Raw genomic sequence first — 14152 nt, 5'->3', positions numbered from 1 at the left:
CGCAGACCCTCGCCGGCGTGAATGCCTGCCGGCGACGGTCGGTGAGGCATCCCACAAACAAGCTCCCCGCTGGCGCGAGTGCGTCGGCGGGGCTATCGTCGCTAGGTAGACCGACCGGTCTTCCTACCTCTTCGGCGGGGGCCTCTCGGCGTTCCCCTGGCAAGTCGAACAGAGATGAAAAAGCTCCATGAAGCCAATGCGTTCCAGGGGCAGGGCGGCCTCTACGGAGGCGGGATCAGCCTTCCGACCGGATCAGCCGGACGGCGTCCAGCAGGGTCTTGTGGGCGGCGGTCTGGTCGTCGAGGTAGCCGGCTGCCATCGCGCCGTCGTACAGCATCAGCAGCGCACCGGCGGCCGATGCAGGATCGGCGTGGCCGAGCCGGGTCAGCTGCTCCCGGAAGAGGCCGCGGATCCAGTCCCGGTGGGAGGTCACCAGAGCGCGGACAGGGTGGTCGGCGTCCGGGTACTCGGCGGCCGCGTTCATGAACGGCGATCCGCGAAAGCCGCGCTCGCGGGCGTGCTCGGCGATCGCCTCGAAGATCAGGTCGATCGCCTCGGCGGGCGGGTGCGCGGCGGCCAGCGGCTCGGCCACTTGCCGGTAGTAGGCGTCCTTGGTCTGCAGATAGGCCACGACCAGGTCGTCCTTGGCGGCGAAGTGCCGGTAGAAGGTCGCCTTGGTCACTCCGGCCTCGGCGATCAGCCGCTCCACGCCGATCGCGCGCACGCCCTCGTAGTAGAACAGCCGCGACGCGGCCTGCACCAGGCGTTCGCGAGGCGGCAGATCCTTTTCGGTCCCGGTCCCGGTCCCGGTCCCGGTCCCGGTCCCGGTCCCGGTGCCGTGACGTGCGGTGTCGGTCGTCTTCTGCCCAGTGATGCTCACTCGGCCATTGTGCCCGCGGCCCGGCCCTGAGCGGCCTCCACCCCCGTACGGCCCCCATCAGCAGGACCGTACCCCCCTGTCCCGCACGGCCCGCAGCAAGGGCGGCCGTGCTGTGTATCGAAAGGCTTGAACGATGACTCGTCGTCTTGAAGGAACCGTCGCCCTGGTCACCGGGGCCTCCAGCGGCATCGGCCGTGCCACCGCCCTGGAGCTGGCCCGCGAGGGCGCGGCCGTGGCCCTGGTCGGCCGGCGCGAGGACCGGCTCACCGATCTCGCCGCCGAGATCTCCAAGGCCGACGGCAAGGCCCTGGTCGTGCCTGCCGACATCACCACGGCCGAGGCCGCCGCGGAGGCGGTCGAGCGGACCGTCGAGAACCTGGGCCGCCTGGACACCCTGGTCAACAACGCCGGCCTCATGCTCCTCGGACCCGCCCCCGCCGCGGACCTGAACGACTGGCGGCGCATGATCGACGTCAATCTGATGGGCCTGATGTACACCGCACATGCGGCCGTCGCGCACCTGGTCAAGGCCGCCGCCGAGGAGCCGCGCCGGGTCGCCGACATCGTCAACATCGGCTCGCTGGCCGGCCGCAACGCCTACGCCATGTCCGCCGTGTACAGCGCCACCAAGTTCGGCGTCGGCGCGTTCAGCGAGGCACTGCGCCAGGAACTGGCCGGCCGGCATGTCCGCGTGTCCGTCGTCGAACCGGGAAGCGTCGACACCGAACTGCGCACGCACAACCCGGACGTCATCCAGCAGCACATCGTCGCCGCCCTGGGTGACATCGAACGGCTGCAGAGCCAGGACATCGCCGACACCGTCGGCTACATCGTCACCCGCCCCCGCCACGTCGCCGTGGCCGAGCTCCTCGTACGGCCCACCGAGCAGGCCTGAACCGGACCCGAGGCCGACTCCGAGACGGCCCTGCTCAGGGGCGGCCGGCGTGAAGCCGCCCCTGAGTGTTCGTCAACTGCCTTACCGCTGGGTGTAGATGAAGCCGACCTTGTCGACTTCGTCGCCCGTGCGTCCGTGGAAGCCCGCGATCTGCCAGCCCGAGGGGGCGGTGCGGGTCACGCAGTCGGAGGTCGTGGTGCCGCCGGCGAGGGTGCGGCCCAGGTTGGTCGTGAACTTGGCGTAGAAGATCCGCGTGTGGTCGTCCTTCGCGCCCTGGCAGAGGTAGGCGCTGGTGACGTACTCGCTGCTGCCGAGGGAGAGGGAGGACGCGGTGCCGCCCGTCGAGCCGTGCGTGAGCGTGGTGCCGTTCGCGAGGGTGAGGCTCATCTGGTCGACCCGGGAGCCGGAGCGCAGCGCAATGGTGGTGGCGCGGGCGCCGGCGGGCACGCTGTTGATGTCGTTGTAGTAGTCGCCGTGCGGGCCGCCGAACTGATCGCTGAGCTGGTAGGCCGCATTGCGCGACCAGGTGAAGCCGACGGAGATCGGGTCGTGGTCGGAGAGCATCTTCCCTTCGTCGGTGAGGAACTTGGCGTGCTCGTTGTTGTACGACGTCGCGTTGAGCGAGACGAGCTTGCTGCTGCGGTAGAGGACCTTGTCGACGACCTCGCAGGTGTTGGGCACGGTCGCCCCGGACTGGTCGCAGACCAGGGCGTCACTGCCCTTCGCCGGCGGGGTGCCGCCCCGTATCAGCTGCACCCAGGCGTCAGTGAGTCCGTTGGCCGCTGCGAACTCGGCGATGGTGTCGGCCGAGCGGGTGTAGCGGGTGTTGGTGTCACCCATGACCACGACGGCGTTGCCGGCCGAGTGGGAGTTGATGAAGGCGGTGAGCTGGTTGAGGTTGTCGGCGCGGGAGGCCTCGTCGCCGTCGTTGGTGCCGGCGTTGGTGTGCAGGTTGTAGAAGTCGACATAGACGCCCTCGGCGAGGCGCTCGCGCATGAAGGTGAAGCCCTTGGGGGTCAGGCAGTCACCGGAGTCGACCTGGCAGGAGTTCCAGTGGACGCGCTCGAAGTCGTCCGTGTCGTAGGGGATTTTCGACAGGGTGTTGAGCCCGCTGCCGATGCCTGCGCCGCCGCTGGTGGGGGTGCGGTAGGCGTGCGCCGTGTCGGCGGCGTAGAGGTAGGCGTGGTAGTTGAAGTCCTCCTCGACGTGGACGATGTCGTACGGGGCTGTCCGCTGACCGATCGTCGTGGTGCTGGACTCGCGGGGCGTCGGCGCGCTGTTGACCGCCGCGGGCAGGCCGGCCACGTTGTAGCTGAGGACGTTGAAGCTGCCCGAGTCGGCCGCCGCCGCGGAGGGCGCAGCGGCGGTGAGCCCGCCGAGGACGGCGGTGGCCGCCGCCAGGCAGGCGAGGAGTCTGCGCATGGGGTGTGTCTCCTGTGGAGGGAAAGCGGTTTCGGCGTGAGCCTGACAGAAGTTACCGCCGGTTACCACAGGCCTGTCGAGTGTTTGGTCGCTCTTTCACAGGAGTTGTCGCTCCGGACTCATCCCTGCGTCGTGTACGGCACCACGCTTACGTGCAGCGTCAAGACGGCGCGTGCCGCGCCCGCCACGTCCGGGGCCTTCGCCAGCGCGGTGACCTCGGCCTCGCCGCCGCGGGTGCCGGCGCACCGCAGTGCGGCGTGGGCCGTTCCGTCCGCGTCCAGCCGCCAGCCGGAAGCCAGCACGAGGGCCGGTGCGGAAGTGTGTACGGCCTTCCACCGCTTGTCGTCCGTCCGGGGCCGCAGGACGAGGGACACCACCGTCCCCGGCCGCACGCACAGCCGCCGCTCGACCGCGTCACCGGGGGCGACGCTGATCTCCGTATGCCCGGCAGCGCAGTGGGCTGCCGGAGTCGAGGGCGCCGTGGCCGACGTGCTCGGGCCCGCCCCGGAAGGGGAAGGGGGCGCGCCCGTCGGTGCGGTGGAGGACGGTCGCGCCGAGCTGCTCCCGGACGCCGACGCCGATCCCGTGGATCCGCCGCCCGCCGACGTGCCGCACGCCGCCAGGACGACCATCCCGGCGATCATCCACACCCCGGACCACCACCGCATCCCAGCACCTCCCGACCCGCTCGTACCGAACACAGCATCCCGCGGAACCCGGCCGGCAGCAGCGGACCGCCGCCAAGTTTCACAGCTGGGCTCTAGTTGAGAGCGCTGCCCTTCTTCCAGGTGGCCCAGGGGACGTTCCAGTCGCCGTAGCCGTTGTTGGTCGCCACGGTGTCGACGGAGTGGACGACCGTGACGGGGTCGCCGAGGTGGACCCGGCCGTAGAACCACTGTGCGTCGCCGGTGCTCATGCCGATGCAGCCGTGGCTGCCGTTGACCACGCCGAACTTGCCCGCGTTCCAGGGTGCCGCATGCACGTACGTGCCGGACGGGGTGAGCTGGACGTCCCACTTGACCGCGCCCAGGTCGTACGCCTCGGGGCCGAAGATCCGCACGGTCGAGGAGTTCATGCGGATGGTCGGCACCTTGCCCAGGACGACCATGGTGCCGTTCCAGGTCTCGTAGCCCTTCTTGCCGCTGGAGACCTTCAGGGTCCGCAGCGTCCTCCCGTTCTTCCTCACCGTCATCGTTTTCGTCGTGACGTTCACCGTACTGGTCACGGCGTCCCCGATGCGGAAGTCCACGACGCGTTGCTGGGTGCCGTAGAGCCCGTTGCCCGCGTTCACGCCTGCCAGGTCCATGCGCAGCGTGACACGGGTGCCCGGCTGCCAGTAGTTCGCCGGGCGGTAGTCGATACGGTCCTTGCCGTCGCGGTCCCTCATCCAGCTCCAGGCGCCCTGAACCGCGGGGGAGGCGGTGACACGGAGCTTCCGCTCGACCGCCGCCTTGTCGCGGATCGGCTTGTTGAAGGTGATCGAGACCGGCATGGCGATGCCGACCGTCGTGCCCCTGTCGGGGTGGTACTCGCCGACGAAGGCGTTCTTCGGCGTCTCGGTGGTGAAGGAGGCGGTCTTGTCGAGGGCTGATCCGCCGTCCGCCTTGCCGTGCGCCTTCACCGTGTAGGTGGCGCCCGGGGCGAGCGGTGTGGTCGAGGTCCACACCGACTTGTCGTCGGACCAGGTGCCGGAGATCCGGCCCGGCCCCGGGGAGCCGACCTCGACGGAGATCAGGGATCCGCCCCGTGCGTGCACCGTCACCTTCCGCCCGACCGGCACCTTCGCACTGCCGGCATCGGGCTGCACGACTATCGCGGGCGGTCCGCCCTTGTCCCCGCCGTCCGCATCGCCACCGGAGCTGCACGCGGCGAGAAGGACGGCGGCGGCCGAGGCGAACGCGAGCGGAGGCGCGGTCCGGCGGCCCCACGGTGCCGGCAGGCGCTGTGGCATGGGACTCTCCCCTTCCCCAAGGGCTTCTTGCGTTTCTAGGTGCGTTGCTTTGTCGCTTTCCTGGTACCCCGGGAAGGCACCCGCCCGACCGGCCCATCGGGTGACTGCCCAAGGCGACCGCTTGAGGTGGGCGCCACCTGCGCCCTCCTTGGGCCGTGATTCGACTGGGGGCGTTGTGACGGAGATCGGCCGCTGGACGGACGGCCTGGAGGAACAGGCCGCCCGTGCTCTGCCGCCCGAGATCTACGGCTACTTCCGCAGAGGCGCCGGTCAGGGCCTCAGCGCGGCGGAGGCGGCGACCAGTTGGGACCGGCTGCGACTGCGGCCCCATGTGCTGCGCGACGTCTCCGTCTGCGACACCTCGACAACGGTGCTGGGCACACCGGTCGGCACGCCCGACCTCGTCGCCCCGAGTACCCTGCAGCGCCGCGCGGACCCGGAGGGCGAGGCGGCCACCGCGCGCGGTGTTGCCCGCGCCGGATCGCTGCTGGCGGTCACCTCCAACACGGCGATCCTCTTCTCCGCCCTGCCGGCGAGCGAGGCACCGTGGTGGGTGCAGGTCTATGTGGCTCGGGACCGGTCCTTGACCGTGGAGGTGCTGGAGCGGGCCAAGTCCGCCGGAGCCCGGGCGGTCGTGCTCACGGTCGACAACCCGGTCATCGGCTCGCAGGGTAAGCCCGGAGCCCATGTGGCGGACTTCGTCGGACCGGAGGACCTTTACGGCAACATCACCGGCATCCCCGCCCGGGAGGCGGCCGAGCACGCGCCCGACCTCACCCCGGACGTGATCGGCTGGCTGCGCGAGCAGACAGGGCTGCCCGTCGTGGTCAAAGGCGTACTGCGCGGCGACGACGCGCGCGAGTTCGCGGCAGCCGGGGCCTCCGGCCTGCTGGTCTCCAACCACGGCGGACGGCAGCTGGACGGGCTGGTGCCGACCGCCTGGGCGCTCCCGGAGGTCGCCGACGCGGTGGCCGGCACCGGCACGGAGGTCTACGTCGACGGCGGGCTGCGCCGTGGCACGCACATCCTGGCCGCTCTCGCGCTCGGCGCCCGCGCGGTGTTCGTCGGACGGCCGGTGCTGTGGGCACTGACGGTCGCCGGGGACGCCGGAGTTGCCCGGTTGCTCGGCGAACTCACCGGCGAGCTCGCCGAGGCGATGCGCCTGACCGGCATGTCGTCCCTGGACCGGGTGGCACGCGATCTGCTCTGGACGGGGCCTCCAGTGGTGAGCTGAGCAGCCGATTCATCCGGCGGCCGTGCGGCGCGTCACCAGTCCGACGAGCGCGGCGACCGCTGCCAGCACCGCGACGCTGGTGAGGGCGGTGGGCAGGGAGAACCAGTCGGCCATGAAACCGATCGCGGGCGGGCCGAGGAGCATGCCGCCGTAGCCGAGGGTGGAGGCGGTCGCGACACCGCTCGGTCCGGCGAGCATCCCGGCGCGTTCGACGGCGACCGGGAACAGGTTGGCGAGACCAAGTCCCGTGACGGCGAAGCCGATCAGAGCCGCCCACAGCGAGGGCGCCAGAGAGCCGGCCAGCATGCCGAGCGCGGCGGTCGCGCCGCCCGCGATCACGGTGCGGGTACGGCCGAGACGTTCGAGCAGGGTCGTTCCCGTCAACCGGCCGACGGTCATGGCCAGCGCGAAACAGGAGTACCCCAGTGCCGCGGCTGCCGCGGAGGCGCCCAGGTCCTGTTCGAGGTGCAGTGCACCCCAGTCGGCCATGGCCCCCTCGCCGTATGCGGTGCACAGGGCGATGAGCCCGAAGACGGCAACCAGCCCGCGGCGACGACCGTCGAGGCGGCGCGGACCGTCCTGCCCGGCTCCGGCTCCGGCTGCGGGCTCGGGCCGCTTGGGTGGCTGCTGACGCAGCAGAGAGCGTCCCGCCACGGCCGTCACCACAAGCCCGATGAAGGTCAGGCCGAGGAGATGCCGGGTCGGGGAGAGATGCCCGGCGACCAGCCCGCCGAGCCCTGCGCCGAGCATGCCGCCCAGACTGAAAGCGGCGTGGAAGCTCGGCATGACCGGCCGCCGCAGGGCGGCGACGAGGTCGACTGCCGCGCTGTTGAAGGCGACGTTGATGCCGCCGTAGGCGGCGCCGAAGACCAGGAGGACGGCGCCGAGCGCGACCGCCGAGTGGGTCAGCGGCGGCAGGGCGACGCTCAGGGACAGCAGGATGCCGCAGATCACGGTGACGGCGTGGCTGCCGTAGCGGCGGCAGAGGCGTCCGGTGAGCATCATCGTGATCACGGCGCCTGCGGACACGCCGAGCAGGGCGAGCCCGAGGGCGCTGGCGGAGGCGCCGGTCTGTTCCTTGATCGCGGGGATACGGACGACCCAGCCGGCGAAGACGAAGCCGTCGAGGGCGAAGAAGACGGTGAGGGCGATGCGGAGCCGGGTGGGGTCGGTGCTGTCGGGGCCCGGCACGACGTTGTGCGTTCGGGGTTTGTTTATTTGCGGCACAAAACTACGCTAGGGGGATGCAGGGAGCAGGGCAAGGGATTTGCCCCGCCCGCACGGGTGGCTCGGTGGCGAGGGCCTGTTCGGGGCCCTACCTGTGTTTGAGCCGCGCTGAGGCGTGTACGCGACCGGTATGACCCAGTCGAAGCGTGAGACAGAGCGAAAGTACGATGCTCCGTCGGCCGATGACACCTCGTGGCTCCCGGAGCTCACCGGCGTGGACGGCATCGTGTCGGTCGTGGAACAGGGCACCGATGAGCTGGAGGCCGTGTACCACGACACCGAGGACCTGCGGCTGGCCGGCGCGTCGGCCACGCTGCGGCGCAGGACGGGCGGGCCCGATGCCGGCTGGCACCTGAAGCTGCCCCTGTCGCAGGACAGCCGGGAGGAGGTGCAGTCCCCGCTGTCCGAGACGATTCCGGACACCCTGCGTGACCTGGCCCTATCCCGTACCCGTGGGGCAGAGCTGACGCCAGTCGTCCGTATCAGGTCCACCCGCGCCACGCGGCACCTCGTCGATTCCGAAGGTGCGGTCCTCGCCGACCTGACCGTCGACGAGGTCCGCGCCGAATCCCTGCGCGGCACGACCACACTGGCCGCCTGGACCGAGATGGAGGTCGAGCTCGCCGACGAGGCCGATCCGGCACTGCTGGACGTCGTGGACAAGACGCTGCACAAGAACGGCATCGATCGTGCGGCCAATCCGTCCAAGCTGGCCCGGGCCCTGGAGGAGACAGGAGTGGGCGGGCCGCGCCTGCCGGACTCCCGAGCCGAGGCCGTCGTACCAGGCTCGGCCAGTGACGATGTCCTCAGGTACGTGGACGAACAGGTGCACGCCCTGGTGCGTCTCGATCCCGCCGTGCGCCGTGACGTGCCCGACTCGGTGCACCAGATGCGCGTCACCTGCCGCCGGCTGCGCAGCATCCTGCGTTCCTACCGGTCGGTGCTGGATCGTGAAGTCACCGATCCGATCCGCGACGACCTCAAGTGGCTGGGCGGCGAGCTGGGCGCGGAACGCGACCAGGAGGTCCTCATGGAACGCCTCGGTTCGCATGTCGAGGCCCTGCCCGGGGAGCTGGTCCTCGGGCCTGTCGCGGCCCGGTTGAAGGCGTGGAACGTCGCCAACACCGACAAGGCGCGCCGGCGCACCCTGGCCGCACTGCACACACCTCGCTACCTGGCTCTGCTGGATTCCCTGGCCGCGCTCACCGAACAGCCGCCGCTGCGCCGTAAGGCCGCCCGCAAACCGGACAAGGTGATGGTCAAGGGGATCTTCAAGGAGTACGACCGGTTGGCCGATCGGGTGGCACACGCGCTGGAGCTCTCGCCCGGAACGGAACGCGACACGGCCCTTCACGAGGCCCGCAAGTCGGCCAAGAAGACGCGCTACGCCACCGAACCGGCGCGTGCCTCGCTCGGCAAGCCCGCGAAACGTCTCGGCAAGCGTGTGAAGGCCGTGCAGAAGGTGCTCGGGGACCATCAGGACAGCGTCGTGGCCCGGGACGCCCTGCGGAAGCTGGCCCTGGCGGCGCACGCCGCGGGGGAGCCCGGTTTCACCTGGGGTCTGCTCTACGGCCAGGAACAGGGGGTGGCCAGGGAGCGCGAACGGGAACTGCCGGCCGCATGGGCCGATGCGTCGAAGCCCGGCCTGCGGAAGTCGCTCGCTTCCTGACATCTGCCCTGCGCAGGGTCCGGCCGGATGCGGGACGCCCGCCCGGGTGAAACCCCCTGGGTCTCCGGGCGGGTGCACCGGGCCCCGTCCATGGGGGCGGCATCGTGGCGGAGTCTCGACACCCGACTTCGTAGGAGAACACGCATGCTCGGCACCGACTTCCGCACCGGATCACCCAACTGGATCGACCTCGGCAGCCCCGACACGGGCGCGGCCGCCGCCTTCTACGGCGCCGTCTTCGGGTGGCAGTTCGCGTCCGCCGGGCCCGACGCCGGCGGGTACGGGTTCTTCCAGAAGGACGGGAAGACCGTCGGAGCCGTCGGACCGCTGAGCGAGGAGGGCGCCGGTTCGGCATGGACGACGTACTTCCAGAGCGACGACATCCAGGCCACCGCCCGCGACGTGGTGGCCGGCGGGGGCGCCGTGCGCGTCGAACCCATGGACGTCATGGGTGAGGGCTGGATGGCCCAGTTCACCGATCCCCAGGGTGCCCAGTTCGCCGTATGGCAGCCCGCGAGGACGAAGGGCCTGGAGAAGGCCTCGGAGGACAACACGCTGGTGTGGGTGGAGCTGCACGTCGGGGACCCGGAGGCGGCGATCCGCTTCTACGCCGGTCTGTTCGGCTGGCGTTCCCAGGAGATGGAGGCACCCGGGATGACGTACCGGGTGCTCAGCATCAAGGACGGCGACCAGCAGGAGGGCTCCTTCGGCGGTGTTGCCCCGCTCCAGGGCGAAGGCGAGGAGACGCGCTGGGTGCCGTACTTCGCCGTGGCCGACGCCGATGTCATCGCGACGAAGGTGCAGGAGAACGGCGGGTCGGTGCTCATGCCTGCCTCGGATGTGCCGGACGTCGGGCGGATCGCCTGGCTGGCCGACCCGGGCCAGGCGGTGTTCGCCGTGCTGAAGCCGAACCCGCGGCAGCAGTGACGGTTCCTCAGGTGGGTGCCGGAGGCGTGCGCTGTTCCGTCTCTTCGGGGAAGACGATGCCGCACTGTAGGCGGATCTCGTCCATCACGCGCAATGTGGTCACCGAGTCGTCGAGCGGGCGGAGCGGGGGTCTGGAGGTGGTCGGCGGCGATGCGGCGGGCCACCTGCGCGGCCTCGAAATGGAGGGCGTCGTGAGCGGTGAGCGGCTCGGTGTACGTCAGTTGCGCGCCGCCTCCCGCCAGCGCGAGCGACCAGGCCACCGGGCTGGTAGAAGGGCCCGGGCAGGCTCAGGGTTGCATGCGTGCCGGCGATGGTGGCCGTGACGGGGATGTGCTGAAGAGGGTGACGTGGACGATTCCCTGGTTGCCGTCGGCGTCGCGGAGGAGGGCGGAGGTCTGGCCGTTGACGACCGCGGGGTGGTGACGACGGCGCCGGAGACATGACGATGCAAGGTGTTCACGTGGTCGGCGCGCATGCTGCCCGCGCCGGTCACTCCTATGCGTACGGTGGCCGTTCGGCGGTGCGCCCGTCGGTCTCCTTGGGGTCGGGGGCCGGCGGTGAGGTCACCGCCGGCTCGGCATGCTGGGTCATGCTCATCACCGCGTTCCGTTGGCGGCAAACTCGGAGACCGCCTCGACGTTGTCCTTGGTGATGAAGGCGGGTCCGGTCAGGACGGGTGCCGTGGAGCCGCCGCTGAAGTTGCCGTTGGTCTTGTACAGCCACAGCGAGTCGACGGCGAGGTAGCCCTGGAGGTAGGGCTGCTGGTCGACGGCGAACTCGATGGTGTTCTTCTGGATGGCGGCGACCAGGTCCTTGTTGAGGTCGAAGGTGGCGACCTTGGCCTTGGAGGAGGCGTCGGTGAGGGACTGGACGGCGGTCAGGGCGATGGGGGCGCCGAGGGTGACGACCTGGTCGATGGAGGAGTCCTGCTTGAGCTTGGCGGTGATGGTGGACTTCACCGAGGGCATGTCGGTGCCGTTGACGTAGAGGATGTCGGTCTTGCCGGCGAAGCCCTTCTTCAGGCCGGCGCAGCGGGCTTCGAGGGCGACCTGGCCTTGTTCCTGGATGACGCACAGGGCGTGTTTGGCGCCAAGTTGGTTCAGGCGTTGGCCGAAGGCCTGGCCGGCGATGTTCTCGTCCTGGCCGAAGTATTCGAGCATGCCGAGTTTCTGCCATTCGCCGACGCCGGAGTTGAAGCCGACGACGGGGATGCCGGCGGCCTTGGCCTTGTTGATGACGTCCTTCATGGCGGTGGGTTTGGCGGCGGTCAGGGCGATGCCGTCGACCTTCTGGTCGATGGCGTTCTGGACGAGGTTGGCCTGGTTGCCGGCGTTGGGGTCGCTGGAGTAGACGAGTTTGATGTTGTCCTTGGCGGCGGCGGCCTGGGCGCCCTTGCGGATGAGGTCCCAGAAGGTGTCGCCGGGAGAGGCGTGGGTGACCATGGCCACCGTCATGCGGGGTGTGGTGGCCTTGCCTGCGGAGGCCGCCGCGTCGCCTTCCTCGGACTTCTTGCCGCCGGAGCTGCTGGAACAGCCGGTGGCGAACAGGGCGCCGACGAGAACCGTGGCGGTCAGAGTGGCGGCTCGGTGGTGTCTGTGCATGTCCCTTGCACCTCACTGTGCTGCTCAGGGGGATGGGAATGGGAATGGGATGCGGGCCTTGATGGCCTCGATGAACCTTGATGAAAGAGATCCGTCCGGTCCGGCCGGGCGGGCGGGCGGTTCGGGAGCGCCGTGTGTGGCGGGGTGTCGTCTGCGGCAGCCGTGGGTGTGGGCCGATTCTCCGAAAGGACTAGAGCGCATTACTAGCGCGCGCTAGGTGCTCGTACTATGGAGTGCCGCACTGGTGATGTCAATGAGTTTGTCAGGACGTATCGACAAGAAGGTCGATGGTCAGGCCCGCCCGTGCGCCTCCTGCGAGCGCCGCGACAGTGCGTCGATGACCACGGCGGCAAAGAGCACTCCGCCCGTGATGACGAACTGGATGGCCGTGGGGGTGTCCGTGATCGCCATGCCGGAGGCGATCGACTGGATGACCAGCATGCCGAGCACCGCGGACCAGGTCGTACCGCGTCCTCCGAACAGGCTGGTGCCGCCGATGACGGCCGCCGCGATGGCGTTGAGCAGCAGGACTCCCGATCCCGAGCTCTGGCTGACCGAGGTGATGCGCGAGGCGAGGAACAGGCCGCCGATCGCGGCCATCGTCCCGGAGACCGCGAGCACCGCGGTCTGGATGCCCGTCACATTGAGGCTGGCACGACGGGCCGCCTCGACGCCGCCGCCCAGTGCGTAGACCTGCCGGCCGTAGTGCGTGTGGCGCAGGACGATGTCGAGGCCGGCCACCACCACGAGGAAGATCAGAAGGGCCAGCGGCAGGCCCTGGAACCGGTTGAGCAGATACGCCGTGGTGAACGCGACCACCGCGAGTCCTCCCGTGCGCACGGCGATCTCCCGCAGCGACCGGTGCGGCATGCCGGCGGCCACGCGGCGGCTCCGGTCCAGGTACGAGATCAGGAAGACGATGCCGGCGCAGAGCGCCGCCAGGCCGTAGGCGACGGCGTCATCGGTGAAGTAGTAACTGGTCAACTCGGCGACCAGCCCGTTCTCGTCGAGGTTGACCGTGCCGCTGGTGCCGAGGACGTAGAGCATGAGGCCGTTCCAGGTGAGGAGCCCCGCCAGTGTGACGACGAAGGCCGGTACCCGGGTCTTGGCGCAGGAGAAGCCCTGGACGGCTCCCGCCGCGGTGCCCGCGAGCACCGCGAGGATGAGGGCGATCCATTCGGGCACGCCGTTGTTCACGTTCAGCACGGCGAAGATGGCCGCGGCGAAGCCGCTGATCGAGCCCACCGACAGGTCGAGTTCACCGAGCAGCAGCACGAAGACGATGCCGACCGCGATCAGGCCGGTCCCCACGATGTCCACGCTGAGATTCGACAGGTTCCGGGGTGAGAGGAAGTTGTCGTTGAGGGACTGGAAGATGATCCAGACCGTGGCGAGAACGAGGACCACCGGCAGCGAGCCCAGTTCACCGGCGCGGAACCTGCGCCGCAGGAGGTCGGCCCCGTCCTTCAGGGCGAGGGCGACAGCCTCCCGGCCGTGCGGCCCACGGGTCTCGGCGGCGGTGGCCTCTTCGGCCCGCCTGTTGTCCGTCATACGGCGCATCCCTTTCACCACGCCTCGTGGGTGGCCGGCCGGCGGGGCACGTTCTCCGTGGCACCGGTGATGGAGGAGATGATCTGTTCCTGGGACGCGGTGTTCACGTTGAAGAAGCCGTTGTTGCGGCCGAGCCGCAGCACCGCGGCCCGGTCCGCGAGCGCTTTGACGTCCCCCATGTTGTGGCTGATGAGCAGCACTCCCAGGCCGCGGTCGCGCAGCGCGTCGACGAGGTCCAGGACCTCGGTGGTCTGCTCGAAGCCCAGCGCCGCGGTCGGTTCGTCCAGGAGGAGGACCCGGGGCTCGCCGAGGAGTGAACGTGCGATGGCGACCGTCTGGCGCTGGCCGCTGGACAGGGAGACGACCGGGGCGCGCAGTTCGGGGACGTTCCTGGTGAGGCGTTCGAGCAGCTCGATGGTGCGGCTCTCCATCGCCATCTCGTCGAGGAACCCGAATCTGCGGATCTCCCGGCCGAGGAAGAGATTCCCGACGACGTCGAGGTTCCCGCACAGCGAGAGGTCCTGGTAGACGGTGGCGATGCCGAGGTCCCGGGCGTCGTGCGGGCGCCTGATGTGCACCGTGCGGCCCTCCCACTCGATGACGCCCTTGTCCGCGGGGGCGACGCCGGAGATCACTTTGACGAGGGTGGACTTGCCGGCCCCGTTGTCGCCCAGCAGGGCGACGACCTGGCCGGCATGGATCTCCAGCTCGACGTCTTTGAGGACCTCGACGGCACCGAAGCGTCTGCACACGCCGTGCAGCGCCAGCAAGGGGGAATCCGGCACGGAGACCATC

At 70.0% G+C, this 14152-nt stretch carries 12 protein-coding genes; 4 read left to right on the top strand and 8 right to left on the bottom strand.

The genetic code is table 11. The annotated features are described in order from the left end of the window. Positions 1-235: 235 nt before the first annotated feature. Positions 236-880, bottom strand: a complete 645-nt coding sequence (locus EDD92_RS05685; RefSeq protein WP_123963288.1) for a TetR/AcrR family transcriptional regulator — start codon at positions 878-880, stop codon at positions 236-238. Between the two features lie 133 nt (positions 881-1013). Here EDD92_RS05685 and EDD92_RS05680 point away from each other — a divergent pair, with 133 nt between their 5' ends. Then, positions 1014-1775, top strand: coding sequence for an SDR family NAD(P)-dependent oxidoreductase (locus EDD92_RS05680; RefSeq protein WP_123963287.1), 762 nt, complete (start codon positions 1014-1016; stop codon positions 1773-1775). An 81-nt stretch (positions 1776-1856) separates the two neighbouring features. Here EDD92_RS05680 and EDD92_RS05675 read toward each other — a convergent pair whose 3' ends face one another. The 3 genes from EDD92_RS05675 to EDD92_RS05665 all read right to left on the bottom strand — a co-directional run bounded on the left by EDD92_RS05675 (position 1857) and on the right by EDD92_RS05665 (position 5148). Continuing rightward, positions 1857-3197, bottom strand: coding sequence for a jacalin-like lectin (locus tag EDD92_RS05675; protein ID WP_123963286.1), 1341 nt, complete (start codon positions 3195-3197; stop codon positions 1857-1859). A gap of 119 nt (positions 3198-3316) precedes the next feature. Beyond that, positions 3317-3865 (bottom strand): hypothetical protein, encoded by a 549-nt coding sequence (locus EDD92_RS50905; RefSeq protein WP_260326335.1) that lies wholly within the window; start codon positions 3863-3865, stop codon positions 3317-3319. Positions 3866-3957: 92 nt separating this feature from the next. Continuing rightward, on the bottom strand, positions 3958-5148 hold the full coding sequence (locus tag EDD92_RS05665; RefSeq protein ID WP_123963285.1) for an Ig-like domain-containing protein: 1191 nt from the start codon (positions 5146-5148) through the stop codon (positions 3958-3960). Between the two features lie 175 nt (positions 5149-5323). Here EDD92_RS05665 and EDD92_RS05660 point away from each other — a divergent pair, with 175 nt between their 5' ends. Continuing rightward, positions 5324-6382 carry an alpha-hydroxy acid oxidase gene (locus EDD92_RS05660; protein WP_123963284.1) on the top strand — a complete coding sequence of 353 codons (1059 nt, stop codon included), beginning with the start codon at positions 5324-5326 and terminating at the stop codon, positions 6380-6382. Positions 6383-6391: 9 nt separating this feature from the next. On the opposite strand, the gene EDD92_RS05655 is transcribed toward EDD92_RS05660, so the two are convergent. Continuing rightward, on the bottom strand, positions 6392-7573 hold the full coding sequence (locus EDD92_RS05655) for an MFS transporter (protein WP_123963283.1): 1182 nt from the start codon (positions 7571-7573) through the stop codon (positions 6392-6394). Between the two features lie 166 nt (positions 7574-7739). Between EDD92_RS05655 and EDD92_RS05650 the strand changes: the two genes are divergently transcribed. Together EDD92_RS05650 and EDD92_RS05645 are read left to right on the top strand one after the other, a co-directional pair. Further along, positions 7740-9278, top strand: coding sequence for a CYTH and CHAD domain-containing protein (locus tag EDD92_RS05650; RefSeq protein WP_123963282.1), 1539 nt, complete (start codon positions 7740-7742; stop codon positions 9276-9278). Between the two features lie 144 nt (positions 9279-9422). Further along, positions 9423-10205 carry a VOC family protein gene (locus tag EDD92_RS05645; protein ID WP_123963281.1) on the top strand — a complete coding sequence of 261 codons (783 nt, stop codon included), beginning with the start codon at positions 9423-9425 and terminating at the stop codon, positions 10203-10205. Positions 10206-10801: 596 nt separating this feature from the next. Here the strand turns inward: EDD92_RS05645 and EDD92_RS05635 are convergent. The 3 genes from EDD92_RS05635 to EDD92_RS05625 form a co-directional block, all read right to left on the bottom strand. Next, a complete protein-coding gene (locus EDD92_RS05635) occupies positions 10802-11806 on the bottom strand; it encodes a sugar ABC transporter substrate-binding protein (protein ID WP_123963280.1) in 1005 nt (334 codons plus the stop codon). 291 nt (positions 11807-12097) lie between these two features. Further along, positions 12098-13366, bottom strand: coding sequence for a sugar ABC transporter permease (locus EDD92_RS05630; protein WP_123963279.1), 1269 nt, complete (start codon positions 13364-13366; stop codon positions 12098-12100). A 5-nt stretch (positions 13367-13371) separates the two neighbouring features. After that, entirely contained in the window at positions 13372-14151 is a 780-nt protein-coding gene (locus EDD92_RS05625) for an ATP-binding cassette domain-containing protein (protein ID WP_123963278.1), read from the bottom strand. Between the last annotated feature and the right edge of the window lies 1 nt (position 14152).

Source organism: Streptomyces sp. TLI_185 (genome assembly GCF_003814765.1).
Classification (GTDB): domain Bacteria; phylum Actinomycetota; class Actinomycetes; order Streptomycetales; family Streptomycetaceae; genus Streptomyces.
The sequence above is the reverse complement of the archived record's forward strand: the minus strand, read 5'-3'. Positions and strand labels throughout refer to the sequence as shown.